The 18,921-nt window shown below is 29.9% G+C and carries 9 protein-coding genes and 1 pseudogene; 2 read left to right on the top strand and 8 right to left on the bottom strand.

The genetic code is table 11. From position 1 onward, the window contains the following. Positions 1-25: 25 nt before the first annotated feature. Positions 26-1,369 (top strand): SIR2 family NAD-dependent protein deacylase, encoded by a 1,344-nt coding sequence (locus tag AC06G9_RS12305; protein WP_480956333.1) that lies wholly within the window; start codon positions 26-28, stop codon positions 1,367-1,369. A 36-nt stretch (positions 1,370-1,405) separates the two neighbouring features. On the opposite strand, the pseudogene AC06G9_RS12300 reads toward AC06G9_RS12305, so the two are convergent. The 8 genes and pseudogenes from AC06G9_RS12300 to AC06G9_RS12265 all read right to left on the bottom strand — a co-directional run. Next, a pseudogene (locus tag AC06G9_RS12300) lies at positions 1,406-1,933 on the bottom strand (transposase); the annotation flags it as partial. Further along, the gene (locus tag AC06G9_RS12295) at positions 1,933-6,207 is read right to left on the bottom strand and encodes an NACHT domain-containing protein (protein WP_480956332.1); all 4,275 of its coding nucleotides are present in this window, start codon (positions 6,205-6,207) and stop codon (positions 1,933-1,935) included. The pseudogene AC06G9_RS12300 and the gene AC06G9_RS12295, both read right to left, overlap by 1 nt. 119 nt (positions 6,208-6,326) lie before the next feature. Continuing rightward, positions 6,327-7,637, bottom strand: coding sequence for a putative phage abortive infection protein (locus tag AC06G9_RS12290; RefSeq protein WP_480956331.1), 1,311 nt, complete (start codon positions 7,635-7,637; stop codon positions 6,327-6,329). A gap of 59 nt (positions 7,638-7,696) precedes the next feature. Next, entirely contained in the window at positions 7,697-8,722 is a 1,026-nt protein-coding gene (locus AC06G9_RS12285; protein ID WP_480956330.1) for a DUF4917 family protein, read from the bottom strand. Between the two features lie 464 nt (positions 8,723-9,186). Then, positions 9,187-10,803 carry an SIR2 family protein gene (locus AC06G9_RS12280; protein WP_480956329.1) on the bottom strand — a complete coding sequence of 539 codons (1,617 nt, stop codon included), beginning with the start codon at positions 10,801-10,803 and terminating at the stop codon, positions 9,187-9,189. A gap of 208 nt (positions 10,804-11,011) precedes the next feature. Continuing rightward, positions 11,012-12,988 (bottom strand): hypothetical protein, encoded by a 1,977-nt coding sequence (locus tag AC06G9_RS12275; RefSeq protein WP_480956328.1) that lies wholly within the window; start codon positions 12,986-12,988, stop codon positions 11,012-11,014. Between the two features lie 90 nt (positions 12,989-13,078). After that, positions 13,079-16,738 (bottom strand): SIR2 family NAD-dependent protein deacylase, encoded by a 3,660-nt coding sequence (locus AC06G9_RS12270; RefSeq protein WP_480956327.1) that lies wholly within the window; start codon positions 16,736-16,738, stop codon positions 13,079-13,081. Between the two features lie 532 nt (positions 16,739-17,270). Next, positions 17,271-18,050, bottom strand: a complete 780-nt coding sequence (locus tag AC06G9_RS12265) for a TIR domain-containing protein (protein WP_480956326.1) — start codon at positions 18,048-18,050, stop codon at positions 17,271-17,273. A 611-nt stretch (positions 18,051-18,661) separates the two neighbouring features. Here AC06G9_RS12265 and AC06G9_RS12260 point away from each other — a divergent pair. After that, positions 18,662-18,901 carry a hypothetical protein gene (locus AC06G9_RS12260; RefSeq protein ID WP_480956325.1) on the top strand — a complete coding sequence of 80 codons (240 nt, stop codon included), beginning with the start codon at positions 18,662-18,664 and terminating at the stop codon, positions 18,899-18,901. Positions 18,902-18,921: the final 20 nt, after the last annotated feature.

Genomic DNA, 18,921 nt, shown 5'->3' with positions numbered 1-18,921 from the left:
AAGACATTATTATAGAGATTAATTGATGGGATACAAACGAGCAGATTTACTTAAAGATATAGCAACATCCTCTGTTTACGGAAATTTAGGATTGTTTATTGGCGCAGGAATGTCTAAGGCAGTTTTAAATGAGGACTTCAAAGATGTAGCTTTGTCTTGGGGGCAATTAATAGATAAATGCATTTTGGAACTTAAAATAAGCATAGAACAATCAAAATTGGATCGGTTGCCTTACCCTGATCGAGCCTCGTTAATAGTTAAATTATTACAGAAACAGTCTGGGAGAAATTACGAAGAAGCATTACAAACTTTAAAGGAGAAAGTATCTGAATTGACTTGCTGGTATCCTTCTCAAGATCAGAGAGAAAGGTATTCTCTGATTTTAGAAAGTATAAATCCAGAATGGATTATTACAACTAATTATGACCTGGTATTAGAATCTATTCTAACAGGGAGTTCAATTACTCTTGGGCCAGAGGATACCTTAACTAGTCCAAGAGGTTTAATACCAATATTTCATCTTCATGGAGTGAGAACAAACCCAAATTCAATAGTAATTACACAGGAAGATTATGTTCGTTTATTTCGTCCGAATGAATATCGTCAACAAAAGCTTCCTTTGCTTTTAAAAGAATCTACCACAGTCTTCATAGGTTATGGATTGGGAGATTTTAATGTATTGACTGCACTAGACTGGGTAAGTAACGTTTATCCAGACTTGAATAAAAATAAAATCTATCCAAATAAAGTTATTCAGTTAGTAAGATCATCAACGCCGCAAAGTGAACCATACGCAGTGCATAATGGAGTTTGGGTACTTGAGTTTGAAAATTTAGCTGAAATACTTGCTGAAATAACTCAATGTGTTGAAGACGAATTCCAAGTTTTGAAAGATGGGGAAAAAGAATTGGAGGCTTATAACGATTTTTTTACTAATAGAGATGAAAATTTTGTTGATTCTTTTATAACCGATGATAATACTAGAGTAACTATATTAAACTTCGTAAAGGCTGAGAAACATAAAATAATAAATGGATTTTTATCTTTTTTTCAGATGGTTACTGAAAAAAGTTGGGAAAGAACACGTCCAAATGGCGCATTTGGTGCATATGGAGATCACCTTAATTTATTGCTTGATATTATTTTCACCTTTAAATTAGAACAATTCCCTCCGGCACTTTTTGACGCAGTCGTGTATCAGTTGAATAAAGTAGCATACTATGTAGGAAGTAGATATGGCGAAAGTCAACCTGCTTTGAGAGTATGGATAAGAAGAAGGAATGAGATGGATTCCAAAATGAAAAATGAGATTTTAAGAGTTTCTAAAATAAACAATTATTATAATGTTCGTGCTTTAACATGGTCCTAGAGGGAGTGTGCCACCAACTGTTTCATTGGTTTCTCTTTAAAAGTTTCTCTCTAGTTTTAGCCTATCACCAAATTTAATATATAATTGTGATATGGTCAATCCCCAATTGTGCATTGGCATCGTCCATTTCTTTGATATATCTTTTATGATAAGGTAAATCAATTTCAGTAGTGTCTGTTCTGAACTGAATGTATCTTTGTTTTATTCATTCGTGTTTATTTTATAGGTATTCACGAGCTCATTATGTTCAGTTAGGTAATCTTATGTATCAGGCGGTGTGATACCTTAAATTGGATTGGTCGTATAAATAACTTTTTGCGCCTGACACTCGTATTCAAAATAGGTAGCAAGATTGGTTCAGTTATTCAGTCATGACTTAGCAGCTATTGGATACTTCTTGCCCCATTTCTCTTCGAAGACCAGTAGATTTTCATATCCCATCTCTTCGTTGACAGCTTTATAAACTGGTTTTAGGTCTTCAATAAGTGCCTTTTTATCCTTTTCTGTAACGTAGCGCATACTTGATCGGATCTGGTGGACTGATATAAGAATAATGCTTTCCTTTATTTGAGCTTCAAAATTTTATCCACTTCTTTGATTGCATCATTAATAGTTAAATTTTGAGATTTCGTCACGTAAAACTGATTTTCCATCCTATCAATCATAGGGTAAAATTCAGTAATATTTTTAATACGGCCTTTATTACGTTCGATAAAGTTATTTAAAGCATATTTTACAGCAGTCAAATTATTTTCAGAAACTAGTGCAAGTTGATATAATGCATCACAAATGTTACTTTCTAAAGAATCATAACCGCTTTGTTTAGAAGTATTATATATATTCAAATATGATTTTTCCATAATTTCTATAAGTTTAGACAAATACTTGATTTGTTTAATGGCCTTTATGTAATTTGTTTGATTATAACTATCAAAATCGATATCATTTGCCATTTTCTCGAGATACAACAAGTAGTATTCGACACCATTATCTTCTGAAAGCTGTGTCAGAAACTGTGATACAGCAATTTTATCATCAGTAGACGATGAATAGTCTTTCAAAACCTTTAAAAGGTATTGCTTTAATTCTGCATTATTTTTAGGAGTTTTTATTAGCTCTAGGATTACAGTAGAACGTAATTCCTGTTCAGGTATACTTTCTATGAAATCTGATAATTTAGTTGGTGTCCCAATGTTACGAATGAATTCTATTACGACTTTATTTCGACTGTATATTGATATAGCTGAATCAGCAAAGTCTTTTAAAAGTTTCGAGTACACACTCTTAATTTTTTTTTCGATAGCGTAGAATGCATTGCTTTCCCATAAAGCGTAGAAATCAATTCCATTTTCGATATTTTGCTGCACTCGCTTTTTTACTTCAGAAATTCCGACCTGTTTCTCAATAAAATTAAAATCACTAACTGAATCCCCATTCGCCTTCCAGTTATGAAAAAGAGTAAAGTCTAGCAGTTTTCCATTACTTATCACTAAATTATATTTAAGAATAAAAAACCAAGCAATATCAACCGTCTGATTGACGGTAAAATTATGGACACTATCTTTTGAAACCTTAATTGCTTTTGCTATATCTTTATCAATTAATATCCTGTTAACCCAGCCCTGCAAGGACTCTATTTCACTTTTATCTGGTGTGAACTGTGGAGTGTTTTTAATTTTTTTCGCCAGGCCCAGGAAGAGATAATCTTCAATTCCATGTGTATTGTTGATAAATGTCAGTACGCTTTCTAAATTGATTTTTCCTTGATTTCTTGTAAAGTCTGCTAACAAATCAAAAGTTACTTGATGAACTGACTGTTGTTCTTCATTATAAAAGCTTCGATCTAGACTCCATAGCTTTTGCCTAGTGAGTTCTTCAATTAAGTTTGCTTCAAAGAATGTCTCTATCTCATTTTTAATGGAGTCCGGATCAAAGTACAACTTGAAATTTTCTTCGCTTCTTTTTCTTTGCTGTTTTTGTACTTCCTCAGTATGGTCTACAATAGGAATTTTTTTATTTTTGAGGATATCTTTTAAGAGAGTGAACTCCTCAAATTTAATATGGCTAGATCTTTTTAGATTGTCGTAGAAGTTTTGAATATCTTTATTTGTAAAATCACGGTCTAAGTATTTAGTGACAGTGTGGTTTATGACCTCCTCTGTTATCAAATGACTTATCAATATTTCCTTGTCATAAGAGTCAATCCTTTCTTCGGTGAGGATACTCTCATAGGCAAATACTACCTTATTCGTTTTTAAGAAAAACTTGGAGATATCTTTAGCGTAAGAATCATTAATCCTTACTTCTGTATTTTTGTAAATATCCAACATGGAGACGTATACATGATTCTGGTTTTGATACAAGTCAATCGCTTTATTCACTAATACTTGTACAATCTCTGGTAGATGATAGTATAGATTTGAATCTATATTTTGAATATCTAAGATCAGTTCAATCGTACTAACAATATTTTGTATATTTTGAACTTTACTAAAAGCCTCCTTTAAGAGATAACTTTCATCTAAAAGATTAGTATCATCGCGGTCTTCTTCACTATTTTTTAGATTCAGCCCTTCTGCTAGATAATCTAAAAATCGGTCCGATATATTTAAGTGACTTATAGCTTTATAAAAAGCAGATCTAATATATTGATGTTTTCTTTTTCCAAATAAACTGAAGAGTTTTGTTAAAGTACCGTCATCTAACAAAGATAAAGATATTAATGTATTTGTCGCAGCATGAAATATATAAGGATCATTAACATTTTCTGTTATAAATTTTATTACTGAATCGAGAATCTTAGTTTCATCGATATCATCAATTGAAAAGTCTTGCAATAGATATATAGCATTAAGTTTAGCCTTGTGGGGATTGGTATCCAATTCGATTTCATGGATTAAAAAATTTTGAGCTTCCCTAGAGGATGCAAAACTCGCCAAATCTTTGCTTGAGAATTTGTTTGATCTTATCCAAAGATCTTTTTCTTTGAAGTCATTGAATATATCTTGGAAAATACGTATTCTAGTTTCTTGATCTAATTTATCTGGTTCAATTTTGACTAATATTTGTGGTTCAATAGTTACTAACCAATCAAGTACATCCTTTAGCTGTTCACTATTTACAATACTTATGTAGAAAATTAACGAGTTTACCCAACTTGGTTTTATTATAATATCCCTGAATGAAACCAATTTTTTAATTTCTTCTAAATCTATAGATAGAAGAGATTTGGCTGCAAGGAATTCTTGAATATTATTGTGTTCAAAAGCCCATTTATTACTGTCAGTAGTTAAGCAGTTAAAAGCAGTAGAGTGTTTTATCAACTCTAAATCTTCTGAGGAACTAATTAGCCTCAAGAGCTCTTCGTTTTCAATATAGTTGCGGCCTAGGTATTCCATAGATAGTGCTACTCTTTGTAACATTTTAAGAATTTCCAGTTTTTTGCTTTTTAAATTAATTGTTGTATTAAAATGCATTTGGTCAGAAATAAACCGTTTTTCTATATAGGAATCTAAAAGTTCAGCCTTGCTTTTTAACAATCGATTTTCTTTTTTGTACTCCTGAAGTATTATTTCTAGGAAAAAAGGTTGTATTATCAATTGATGGAGATCTTTTTTATAGGCTTCAGATATGAATTCATCTGCATCAATTTGATATTTATCGACGGCAAATGTTTTTATACTATTTATATCCAGATCATTGATTAGATAGACTTCAAAGTTTGACAAAGTTCCTTTGAAGTCATTTTCAGGAAACTGATAGAAATTCGTTCGACATGAAATAACTATTCTAATTTCAGGATTTTTATCAGAAAAGGATTTAATTTTCCGAATCGCCGTGTTAAAGTTTTGAGGTTGTATTTCATCTAGACCATCTAAAATAAGTAAACAAATATCTACCGGTATGATATTCCACTCCTTAGGGAGAACATCTTCTAAGGATTCATCTACATAAGTATTCAATTTTTTATACACTGGTATTAATGGACTATCCTTTGAACTAAAGTGTTGAACTAGTTTATTGAGCTCTGTTGACTTGCCACATCCAGGATTTCCTAAAACCACGATTCGTTTTTTTTCAAGAACCAGATCGCTTAAATAAAGCTTATTTTCGTCTTTCTCAAAATATGAAAAAATCTTTTTTGAAGTGGAGTATTCATAAAAAGTCCTATTAATGGAGTTTTGGGGAAAAGTACACTCGTTTATGAATTTTTTTAAGAAGTCTGCTGGTAGTTTTGAAGTGTTATTTTTTGTTATAAATTTATTTTTCTTACTGATAGATTCTGCTTTTTCTTGATCAGCGACCCATTTATGGAGGACCAAGGTCATAGTGTCATAAAACTTGGTGGCATCAGAAAAACTTGAAAATTTATTAGTCCACCCTAATTTTTGTGCCTCTCTTTTAAATTCTTGAACCAGTTTTAATTGCTTTTTTTCTATAACATTGTCTGATTCTATTGGATCTTTGAAAAAAAGAAAGATATCTATATTTTCACCAGCCTCTTTTCGGCTTCTCGCAATACTGAATTCTTCAAATGTGCCGGATCCATATTCTTTATTTGTATTCGGATCAATGATACCGGTTGGTGTCCCAAATTTCATCCAAAGAATTCCTATATAAATGTCATAGTCTGAAAATCTTGAATTTATTTCATCTTGAGCTCGTTTTTCTAAGGGAGCATATATCTCCCTAAAATCCTGATAACAAAATCTATATTTTGAATCTCTTTGAACGAGGTGTTTAGTAACGATATTACAAGCGTTTATGACCTGATCTTTCTCAGGTGTGACGTCTCCAGGACATGATATAAAAACTTTTACCTCAACAGTTTCTTGCATTTGATATTTTCTTTGATTATTACAGATAAGAGGTTTAAAAAAATCAATTTAACACAATTAATTTAATATTCACTTGGATAAAATGATGATATTGATCACTCTTTGGAAAAGAGAGACCTTTAAGCTTCATAATTTTCAAAAAAATCTTTTCTTTTTTCTTTCTTGATATTTAATAGTTCATAGATTGGGATATCAGGATCAACCATTAATATTCTTTTTATGTTATGAATCATATCATAATCAGTTAAGAATTTATTTTTATCATTTTCCCAATCTTTTCCCAAATTACTGTACCAATTATAAAATATCAGAACCTGTTCATCATTAGAAAGTGTTGATCTTAAAATTTTGTAATATTCTTTTTTCTTATCTTTTTTTACAACTTCGACATCGCTATTTGCTATATACTTAACAATTGAGAATATATTTCTATAATATTGCGGGAGAAAGTGCATGTATCCTTTAAAAGGGGTATAGTTTAATTTTAACCATAAACTTTTAGCAATTTTAGAATCTAAATGATAAAAATTTTTAAACTCTTTAATTCCAACTTTTTTGTGAATTTTCTGTAGGTTACATAGCGTTTTCATATAATCTTCTATAATTATTTGTGAAAGAGGGTAACGCTTTAATATCTCAAAATCAGTGTAGGCATATGTTGGAATAAATATATTCTGGATATTGTTAGAATCATAATCTCTTATTAATTGAGGGTATGAAATCCGATATTTATTTATTCCATAAAATAGAATGAAATATGCATTTCTCATTGCAACTTCCTTTTGAATGTCAGTTAGTTCACTTTCCTCAATTTTCAAATTGATTTTAACGGATTCCAAAATGACTCTATAAATTACCTTCAATTCAATAATTAATTTTTGAAAAAAATGCTGATTATCCGTAGTATATTCAATGAAATCGACTTTTAAATTTTTTGTTATTTCAGTATATTCATTTATTTTTTCAAATGAACTACCATCTTTAAGATAAATTAGATCAACAGGTTCATTCGTTGGATTTTTATAACCCACATTTTTAAATTTATTTTTATTGTTCAGGTAAATCTCAATATATTTTTGAAGTTGATTGTCAAATTGTTGAATACTTGTTTGCTTTTGTAAATCCTGATTTGCTTCAAATTGTGTTTGAAAAGCGAGAAAAGTTAATATAACACCAAGTCCCCCAATAAATAATCCAAAATATCCAGATAGAAAATCTCCAATATCACCACTAGAAAAATTTTCATTATTATTTTCTTGAGCGTTTTTAATTATATAATCGTCTGAAATTGTAAATAGCAAATTGTTTTTAAAAAGATAATATATTAAATTTAGAATGATTGTTAAGAAGATTAATGAACCTAAAATCATTATTATTTTTATAATCAAATTAGAATTCCATAAATTTTTAAAATACTTTATAAGGTTCATTGATAAGGGTAATTATAAGGTCAAAAAGTACATTCTTTAGCACATGTTGTAATTTGTGATTAAAATTTATGAAAGCGATGAAAGTGAAATAATGTTTCTGAATTATAAAAGGATACTGTTTTATTTGGAAAGAGCGCATTATATTTGGACGTTTCTTTTTTTAATTCAACTTCTGTTTTTTTACCTGGATAAATTGAAATAATTATGGGATCTATAGTCGAATTGTTTATTGCATCAACAATATGTTTATCTGATTCTTGAAAGGAGAATCCATAGGATACAAGTGGACCTTTTTCTCTTTTTAGATTTTCTAAACAGGATCGCAAGTAATAATTATTTTGTATCGAATTTAATTTATCTATATATTTTCCTTCTGCAATGAATAAAGGAAAATTATCAAATTGTATTTCTCTTCTAAGAAGTGTAATATACTCATCACCGCTTGTTCCTCTTTTAAATTTGAAAGTGTAGTTTTTATGGAATAAAAATAGAGATCCATGTAAATAATAAATGTCTTTTGAACCATCATTAAATTCGTTTAATGCTAGTTTATCCTTTCCTGTTGCCTCATTGAAGTTATCTTTATATCTTAAGCCATTTTCTATTTTTTGATCGATAAGTTCGTTGTATGCAAGAATTATTTTATATAAAAACACATCATAGTTAGTTGTATATATATTTCCAAATAAAGACATTTCTTTCCCCAAAGATCTAAATATCGATGGGTCTATTTCTTTATACTCAGGGTGGGTTGCAACTATGGTACTGATAAGTCCATTTTTTAATTCTTCAATAATTGGATTAATATAAGTCGAGTCATTCTGAAACGCTTCATTTATAATTTTAGTAATTTGAAGATTCTCTAAAATCATTTCAAAATTTGAAGTTCCAAATAGCTTAAATAATTCGGTAAGTTCAGGAGAGGATTTTTTCGAAAAACTATCATATAATGATTTATACGATAATCGCTTACATAGATTTATTGAAAAACCATTTCCAATTAGAATATTGGCAAGTTCGAATGTATCACCGTAGTAGCTCCAATTTAGTATACCGTTTCTTGTTAATATTTCTTTTTCCTCCATTTGGTTTTTTAGATGTTTTTAATCAATAAGTAGAGTTAGTAAATTAATTAAATTACTACTCTTTGTTAATTGTCTTATATAATCATAAGTTCCATTTTCAAACTCTGTAATCTTACGTCAGAAAAAATGATTGAAATTTTGTAATGAATTGTCTTAATAAGTTTAATTGATATTATTTAATAAAAGCTTTTTCTACTTTAATATTTGAAATCATTTTATTCAATTGTTTTTCCAAACAAAGCTGCGTCATTAACGAATGTTCTAAGTCAGCTATAGAACCCTGAATTTCGAAACCAATTATTTTAAATCCTTACTTAATTATGCGATAAAAGGAATATATAAGCATTTATTTGTAATGGTAAATGTAAAAATTCGCTTAACGTTTGACAGAAAATTTAATCATATTATGTTGTGTTTTAGTAATTATCTTACTTATCAAATGTAAATTTCATACTTTTCAGATGTTATTTTTGCAATTTATATTTAAGATAATCATATAGACAGATAAGTTTCCTTTCTTCAGTCTTTATACTGTTTTTATCAATTTTAACTCCTTTTAAGAATGAATACATTTCTTCTAATTTGACTTTATCAATATCCAAAAGTGGAATAAAAATCATTGAATGTTGGGGAGTTTCTTTAGCAACAAGTTCACTTATTGAGCTGTATTTAGAATTTATTTCATTTTTTTTCAATAAATATGAACCTGCCGGATAAAAATGTTCGTGGTTAATTGAATTTATTTTCTCTACAAATTCAGTAGTAAATTCTCCTGCTTTCTCTGATATGGGTAATTTCCCTTCTTCATCTAAGAGGTTTGCTAACCTTAAATATTTAAAGTATGGTATATATTTCCCTATTATGTCTGGCAATGCTTTTCTTGATATACTTATTGGCTCAAATTGTAAATTTTTCTCTATAATATCTATCAATAAATCTTTTGAACTAATACCTTTAATCCCAACTGAGGATAAACTTTCTTTTATTCCAAATCCATAAACGAACTGAACTTTATTTAAATCTAAGTTGTCTATATTAGATTCGTCAGCTAAATAGACATTGGTTTTTGAATTACTATTTTTAACAAAATCGTAAACCATATTTTTCATATGTCTTAAGATTTTTATAGGCAATCTCTTGTTATTTTGGGTTAAAACATTATAGACACTCTCGAGACTTTTATATTTTATCTGTTTTATTGGCAAGTTTAAGCCTGATATTAAAATATTTCCATCACTAATTGTACAATTTTTTATTGAGTTATCTCGTTCACAAAAAATCAACCTATCCTTTAATGAACTAATATTGTTTCGGTCTAATATATTAATTATGGAGTTTAAAATTAAATGTATGGTTGAATCTCCAATATTATACCCCATAAATAAGATAGGGTGTTCCATAAAAATTGTTAAAAGTTTAGCTGCTAAATAGGGGTTTTTTTTATGAAATGCATTGTAATCAGCTTCCGTTACAACTAGAGACGTTGGATCAGTTGCACAACCATGAATTTTATAAATTTCCCCAACATTAATTGAATTATTGAAAATGAGTTTATTTTGACCTACGTAACTGGCAAACTCGGGAAAAGATTTTTCTAATAAACTATCCCAGTTTGTAGTAATTATTCCTTCGACATTTATTTTTTTGAATAAATTATATTCAGCTTCAATTTCAGGAGATATTAAATATAGATTCTTTTGAAGAAATTCACAAATTTCAAATTTTAATGGACTTTCTTTATCAATTGCTTTGTCGGAAAATTTTTCTCGACTCTTTGCAAATCTTTCTTCTTTCCACCAAATTTCAAATAGATCCTCACCCATTAATGTTGCGACCTTACTTAAATCACCATTTGCCTTTGCGTTATAATAAAAGAAACCATAAGGAAGCATCAATTGTTTACATACATTTTCTAATAAGGATTTCCAATTATCTGTTTTGATATATCTGCTGGATAAACCAGATCCAATAAATAAATAAGGAGATGTTGTAAAGCTTTTTAAATGATTGTTTAGTTCAATTTCAAATTGTGAATTCATGTTATAGGCTATAGTGTTTTTTTTTATTATAATTAACGCCATTAAAGTACGTTTAATCAACCTGAATAGGAAATAATATTTTGTATCCTCTGTTTTTCTGCTATATAGAAATTGCAATGAATTTGTTTTTAGAATTTATTTTAATGGCTGCGCCAAATATGCGCCTTGTATATTGCGTTTCTTAAAAGATTATGGAAGAACATCATGTATCTTTGAATTCCAAGACGACTCGGTCAAATATGATGTTCTACTAAATAAATGGATGATCATTCTTCTGGCAAAATATATTCATACCTAAGAGGGTTATTCTATCTTTAAATAATTCAAAATTAGAAGTTTTTGGACCCCAAAATATTTCATTTAAATATGATTTATCTGTATTATGAAATGGAAGGTAGTCAACGTACATTCTATTATTATCGTCAGATACTTTTATATAGGGATTTTTGATTAGAGGTTCAACCTGTATTATTCGACATTCTTGTTCTTCTTTAAAATCATAATGTTTAACTAAATAGCGTAGATGAATTAATAACATCGGAATTATTTTAAAAATTTCATTTCTCTGATCATCACGATTTTTAACCTTGTCGTACAAGAATAAAATTTCTTGATTCAAATTGGTCATTGATTCTTCAACTTTCATTTTTAAGTCGTTTATAAAATTGAGATAACCATTAACCTTTTCATCCAAACTCGTTCTTTCTACTCCAATGTTTTCCCGATAAAATACACAAGCTTCCTTGTGCCCCAAAGATATTAAACGTTTAGATAATGGATCAATATATATACAGCGAAATAAAGGCTGTTTTGTCGATTTTGTTACAAGATTGTTAGCAGAAGGATTGGTCAATTTTCTATTTAAAGCCGCGTTCTGTGCAAAATACTGAAATGAAAGAATTAAACTCATCCCTGTCCCCTCTATATTTTTGTTTTTTCCATATAATCTAAACTGATTCAAACTATCCGGGCTAAAAGTAAAGCTTCCTACAAATGCTTGGTAAGTATTATGTGAATACGAGCCAGTAAAGCCTAAAAAATTTAATAGAGGATACCCTTCCTTCGGATCATTAGCAGTAGTGACTGAATTTAATCTAAATGGAGAATTGCAGAAAGTTAAAACATTGGCCGTATCTTGTGTCGTATAATGTGCAAATTGGAACTCGTTCACATCTGTGGTATTTAGCAATGCAACAACCTCTAGAGAAATACGATAGATATTTAAGTAGTCCTCTCGAGCAATTAAACAACCACTTATAGTTTCCGCGAAAAAACTATCCATATTAATTATCCCTAGAATTATTTGGGATTTCTCATCTTCGGACAATTCTAATACTGTTGTATTTAGCGCTATTAGTAGATCTACAGTTGAGTGATTTGCTCTATAAAAGAAATAGCCAACATCTTGAAAACTGCCCAAGGTTTCGTTCCCAGATTTGATAATTGCGATCAATATATCTGCTTTATTCTCCCAAAATTTTTCCACGTCAGGGTTAATCGAAATTGCCTGTTCAATATTACTCCATGCTGTTAAATAATCAGATTTACTATAATAAAGTATAGCTAAATTATTAAATGCAAACGCATTAGAGCCATCTATTGAGATGGATTCTTCTAATGATTTTTTAGCCTTGCTAATGTTCTTATTTAACAAATAAGCATAACCCAAATTACCTTGATAAATACTATGTGAGCTGTTAATGCCAATCAAAGTTTTAAAAGTTGCAATTGCCGATGTGTAGTCTTCGTCAGAAATGTATAATAAACCCTTGGTGTTAAGAGCACTTTCATTTTTGTTATTTATACTCAGTGTTTTTTCAACATATAAATTTGACTTATCATAATCTTCAATAGAATAGAAAAAATAAGCAATTTGAGAATAGGAGAGTTCATTCCCTTCAAGTTTTTCTGCTTGAAGAAAACATTTTTCTGCATCTTCAATTTCATTATTTAGCTGGTAATAGGTTCCCAAATATCCCCAGCTTTCAGATTTGCTATCGTCAATTTGTAAAGAGTTTTCAAAGCAAGGTTTTGCTTCAGGATATTTATTTAATTTCAATAAACAATATCCTTTAAGATTTAAGGCGAGACAATTACTTGGATTTATAGACAACTCTTTGTCTAAAGATTTCAACGCGCCTTCATAATCATCTAGTTTAATTTTATTTTCACCATTTTGTATATACGAAATTGAGGCTCTCTTTTTTTTATGTGTTATTTTTTCCATAATTTTATTTTCACAAATCGGAACTTCATTTTTTTATAGTTAGTTTACGCTAATTTTTCAATTGCTATTAAACTAGAAAATTACAGTTGTTTACCATCTATTTTTTATGTCACCAAATTCTTCATCACTTTCAGCTATTGTCTTCCATTCCGTTATAATCTGCGGGATAGGGAGGTGGACCTTATTCCATTGAATAAATATTGCGCTTGCAAGAGATATTGATTTTTGCCTTAGTATTAAATATTCGGCTAAAGGAAGTTCATCAGTTGACATGTTTAAAGTGTACCTTAAAGAGGACTCAATATCATCATGTATATTTGTTAAATCAATGTTACTGTGCAGTATAAAATCTTGAAGAACATCGAATACATCACCAAGTAGTTCTAGTATATTCCATTTAAGGGGTATAGCTAATAACGTAATCAATTCAAATAGAAATTTCTTATCCTTTTTGTATGGACTACAATGAACAGATAATATAATAGATTCCAATGCATCAATTACTTCTGATGTCTTATTCTTTAATGCTAAATAATCTTGTACTTCTTTTAAATATTTATTGTAATTTTTATAGATTCCAAAAGTAACTTTAGCTTTCAAAACAGGAACACCATGATTTTCCATATCAATGATGAGAGTTTCTATGCGTTTTATTAATTCAGGATTTAAATCATCTTTACGAATACCGAAGACTCTTGCTATAATATTGGTAAGATTTTTGAATCTTGATAAAAATTCTTCATATATTGAGCCAGCAAATCTTATTGACTTATGTTTTTCATCTGTAAGGTAATGTTTATCAAGATTCCACCATTGCTCACATTTTTGTAAGATCTCTTCTATCTGAGTTAGATTCCATTTTATACCGTCGATATTATTTAAAGTTTTAGAACCAAAAAATAGTTCTTCCGAATATCTGTCAGTACCGTGTGACATACTGATTCCTTTTTTATTTCCGGTATCTTGAATATTAAAATTATTAATTGCAATATACTGTGTATATAAATCAATTGGGTTAATATTAGCGGGGTGGGGCCATTTTATAAATGTACAGTGGTAATATTTAGTGTGTTTTGGAAATCCATCTTTATCTTTTTGTTGCCAAATGATATCGAATAGCTTTTTAACTTGTGTTTTATTAAGTTGCTTTTTCTCGTAAAGGAATATTAAACGTGTAATTGCATTTTCTCTTACACCAGTTGCTTCAAGAGCTTTTTCGAAAATATCCTTTACTATATTTTGATTAATTTCTAATTTCTTCTGAATATTATTTGTTTTGAAATAATCAAACGGCTCTAAAAAAGTTGTTACAGCTCGATAGCTTTCCGAATCTAAAAGTGGCGCATCTAGTAAATTTTCTGCAGCTAAGGCTAAAGTGTTTTTATCACTGGAATAAATTAAATTTTCAAAAAGCTTAATAAAATTAGGTAAGACAATCTGCTGTTTATATATTTTTGAATAAAATTTAAAAATTTCACCCCTTAAGTCATCACTACATTTAGTGCATAGTCGTGATAATATCGTAGGAATTTTATCTATAAAAGCTTTTGCAATTGGATCTGTGATTCCATTTACAAAATGGATTTCAAATTGTTTTAAATATTCCTTTACATATTTGTTTACGGTTGAAGTTGGTAAATTAATTAATTGTTCACGATGAAATACCACCTCTACAGCACTATTGTCGCTACATCGATTTAAAATTGCCATTCCCCAGGTTGGGGATGTCATCATAATGCGGCTTAACGCTCCATTTATTGATTTATTTCCAATATTTAAACGTGATAAACTCAATGGTATTGCTAGTTCATCCAAGTAACGTAGAAAAGTATACGCTGTTAAAAAATCCTGGGGTGTCCCACCGAATTTAATTGAACGAGTGGAACGTCCAATTTGGAAATCATTTTTTATTGTTACACCATGATTAACTTTCTGTGGCAGATCGAGTATAATGTCAAAATACCTCATCTCCCCCTGTGGATCAGATTTAAATTTTAATAAATCATTCCATCTTTCATTGAAATCTTCCTGATTTACTTTAGTTTCCTCATCTTTTACCAAAGTTTCTTGAATTATATTCTGTTGTACCATATTAAGTTGGTACATTACATATGCTTCTTGTGAAACCCATAGGTAGTCATCTTCTATCGGTGATAAATTTAGTCTTTTACGAATTTCAATTAATACAAATTCTAATAGATTAGCCGACTCTTTTAATTGACCAAATTCTGTTAACAACATTGCTCGTTTAGCTTCCCAAAATAAAGAATTATTATTTTGTGGCCATTCGCTCAATAACCTCTTAGCTTCATCGTGGTTATTCTTGAAGATGGCATTCAGTATTTGTTCATAATAAAAATGAGCTGATTGTTCATATGAAAGATGCTTTTTTATTAAATTTAGCTCATTAAAAATTTTTAACCATTCATTTTCGAAATCTTCCTCTCTGTAAAACCTAAGCATTGATAGAGATAATTCTATCCAACGTCTCGCATATTTGTTCAAATCGACGGTTTGGGTAGTGTTGTCACTAACGTTAATCTCTTTTCTGTCCAAGTTGTCATTTGGAAAAAAATTATATCTGTCTAGAATTTTTTGAAAATAAGGAGCCAATTTATTCCAAATAGGAAATAAACATTTTTCTAATCTCCAATTAAGTTCATATGCATAATCTAAATCTTCAAAAAGTTGTAGATTTTGAAATATAGATTCATTATGACTATGTTTTTCGGTGTACCTCCATAATCGATCTCTTTGCTTTTGAGGAAGGATTATCCAATTCGGATACTTATTTCTACATTTTACCCATTCAGAAAGGAGCGAAGCAATATCTTCATTTTTATCTAATGTAATTTTCTTAAGGTCAGAATACATTGGCCAGTCTAAATTTTTACGTTTGTTTTTCTGGCTAGCCAAATAATTTATAAAAAGCATTAAACCTTTTTTATGATTACCATTTATATCATTACAAGATGAAACATCCACAGCAATTATGTTTTTGTTACTCAAAAGTTTTTTTTGAGATTCGGTAAGGTTTAACACTCCAATCAAATAAATTTTAGGAGCATTACTGTATCCTAAATTATCGTTAATCCATCCAATCCATTTAAGAAAATTTGGATCATCTCCGGAAAACCCAATAAGACATAATGTGTTTTCAAGCAAGGATTGTTGCACAGTATTAACAAAAGGAGCATATTTTATCGGATATACTCTATAATCTTCTTCAGTAATTATAAACGGACGTTCTGAAGGCAAACTACCATGAAGCTTTATAATTCTTGGTTTATTAGAATAGACAAGGTCTTTCTGATTGATAACAATATCATATTTTCTAGATAGTACGTCCTTACAGCTCCGTTCTAATAAAGTATCATAATTAGTTGTAAAGACATCAGTCCACGGAAGTTCCATTAACATTTTATGAACCGATGATGGCTCATATTCATTATCGGCAATACTTTTTTGAATAAAATGTTCTAATGTTGATCTACCAAATGCAGCTTCAAATTCTTCGGCTAACTTTAATAGGTTTAAATATTTGACCTCTAAACCAGGTTTTCTGTTATGAATTTTCTCATACAGAAGATCACCGAGCTGCCCCCAATCAGGTGCCGATTTCGCCGGGTTAACTGTATTTACAGCATTTTTACTAAATCCTGCACCTACAATAACCGATGCATGTCCTGTCCAAAGCCGTTCAGCTATTTCAGAAAAATAAGATTGAATATCAGAGGGTAATGTATGCATTTTATTAATTAGTAATATACAGTTGATGAAATATGTAAAGTTAGGATAATAACCTTTTTTTTAAGTCGATATCTATAGATTCAATATTTAAATCCTTTCGATACATATTTAGTAATTCCCAATATATATCATGTGATTTTTGCTGATTTTCAATTACATAGCCTGTGTCAAAATGATAACTCATTGTTATAAAAGATAAACTTGCATTAGTGAAAATATTAAATTGATCTAAGATTTTAGTTGGGAAGTGTCTGTATTAGCACCATGTTGAAATCTAATACAATTCCAGCATCTGCAAATAAAAAATTCATAAGTTGTATTGTCCATAATTTATTTTTGGTTTAAACTCGGTCATAAAGCACAAATACCATTAGTGATTCAATGTTATTTTAATATAACCTTTTAACTGATTAGCAATATTGACCAATAAATTTACAAAATTTATTGGTCGTTAAAAAACTTTTTAGAAGTACATCGCTTCAAATTTGCATTTCAGTCTTTCTTGATGTTAAAATTGTGTTGGCAGAAGTGTTTAGACTTTTTCTAATCGACATACATCAGATTTAATACCTCCAGAATTGCTCCATCCAATCCACATTCCTTCAAATTTATTTCCTTGGCCATTTAATTTCATTTGAAATGTCCCTTCGTAACCAATTCCTTTCACATCTTTCCATGTCCCAGTTAAATAGGGGTTTTTAAATTCCGCATTGAATACATATTTTTGAGAATCTATTGTGTGTTGAAATTTGAGTATGTTTCCATAATGAAAAACGTCTAATTTTTCACTTATTGTCTGCGGGTCGTTTTCTGAATCTTTGAGGTTCCAACTAAAATCCCATTTACCGTTAAGTACATACTTAGTATTGTCAAATACTTGTCGCTTTATTTGTGAACTAAATACAGAAACAGCAGATTCTGGATTATCAAGTTTGGAGGAGTTATAAGTTCCAATATAAATACCAGATAAATCGGAGGGTAGACGCAAATCATTAGTTACTGACGGCTTAATTATAAAGGTATTATATCTACCAAGTTTACCGGTATATAATCCAAGTTCATAAAGAACGTTATCTCGAACTGATGTATATTCGGCCCCTCTAATATTACTTATATCATCATCACTAAAAACAAAAAGCCCGAAATCTGTTTTGTTTAGTTTTTCAATCAAATCATCAATAGTTGTATTACCAACATTGAAAATGCCATCTGTCCAAAGATCAATATTAAACTCGTGTTGTAGTTTTGTCTGGATTGCTTCGGCTATCTGTAATCCTTCAACAGAGGATCCAATAAATAGTTCAGGTTTCATTTATTTATATAATATTAACCGGCGAAAATATCACAACTTTGATAGAAATATTTACGGGAAACCGTATTTCTATCATCCGGATAATACAATTATTCAAAAAATGTTAAAAGCTAAAATTTATAGCAAAAATAAACTAATATATTTAGTTTTATTGTTTATCTTTGGATATTGAATAAGGATGGACACGATATAAGATAACCGGTTGCTCAACATTCTTGCGTGTTCATCCTGTTCAATATTGAATCAAAGCAGGGGAGGGTTACTGAGAATGCGCTCTATAGTAACGTGAGCGGATACAAAAGTGTAACCCTGTTGGAAAAAGGTGAAAACGATAAATACTAATTGCGATGAATGTACCATTGACAATCGAGATCTTGAAGGACTTAAAGCATAAGGGATACAATATCCTGAAGTCTGACAATAGTGTGGATGATGTTATATAGCATTTTGTTCCGACAAAAGTAAACGACCTATGGGCGTTTATGAGCGAGTTTAAGGAAGAGTCTGCTACAGTAGTGATCGAGCAGACCCTAGATGTGCCAGAGGAAGTGTTAGAAGGAAAATTCTTAAGGGTTTTCTGATTGATCTATTAATTTTCAAAAACTATACAGATGAATTTAAAGCAAATACACCAAGAATATATACTCAATCATCCTACAGCAGTAAGAACAGGTAAAAGTAGATCACAGCTAACTTTTAGACAGATTGCAGGCATCCGAGAGTCTGCCTTTAGTATCTCTCAGTTATTTACCATAGCTGATGGGGAAGAGATTATTAGACAAGGTTTTGCTCGTTGGCCCGATATTATAGCAGGGGAGTTGGATTTACTTAACAGACGATTGGTTGACTAAAATTTTAAACAATTATGATT

The organism is Sphingobacterium sp. MAE (assembly GCF_056711605.1).
This window is presented reverse-complemented; position numbering and strand designations above follow the sequence as displayed.

Coding starts and splice junctions, on each gene's coding strand:
- AC06G9_RS12305 (WP_480956333.1), top strand. CDS start 26: ATGGGATACAAACGAGCAGATTTACTTAAAGATATAGCAACATCCTCT.
- AC06G9_RS12295 (WP_480956332.1), bottom strand. CDS start 6,207: ATGCAAGAAACTGTTGAGGTAAAAGTTTTTATATCATGTCCTGGAGAC.
- AC06G9_RS12290 (WP_480956331.1), bottom strand. CDS start 7,637: ATGAACCTTATAAAGTATTTTAAAAATTTATGGAATTCTAATTTGATT.
- AC06G9_RS12285 (WP_480956330.1), bottom strand. CDS start 8,722: ATGGAGGAAAAAGAAATATTAACAAGAAACGGTATACTAAATTGGAGC.
- AC06G9_RS12280 (WP_480956329.1), bottom strand. CDS start 10,803: ATGGCGTTAATTATAATAAAAAAAAACACTATAGCCTATAACATGAAT.
- AC06G9_RS12275 (WP_480956328.1), bottom strand. CDS start 12,988: ATGGAAAAAATAACACATAAAAAAAAGAGAGCCTCAATTTCGTATATA.
- AC06G9_RS12270 (WP_480956327.1), bottom strand. CDS start 16,738: ATGCATACATTACCCTCTGATATTCAATCTTATTTTTCTGAAATAGCT.
- AC06G9_RS12265 (WP_480956326.1), bottom strand. CDS start 18,050: ATGAAACCTGAACTATTTATTGGATCCTCTGTTGAAGGATTACAGATA.
- AC06G9_RS12260 (WP_480956325.1), top strand. CDS start 18,662: ATGAATTTAAAGCAAATACACCAAGAATATATACTCAATCATCCTACA.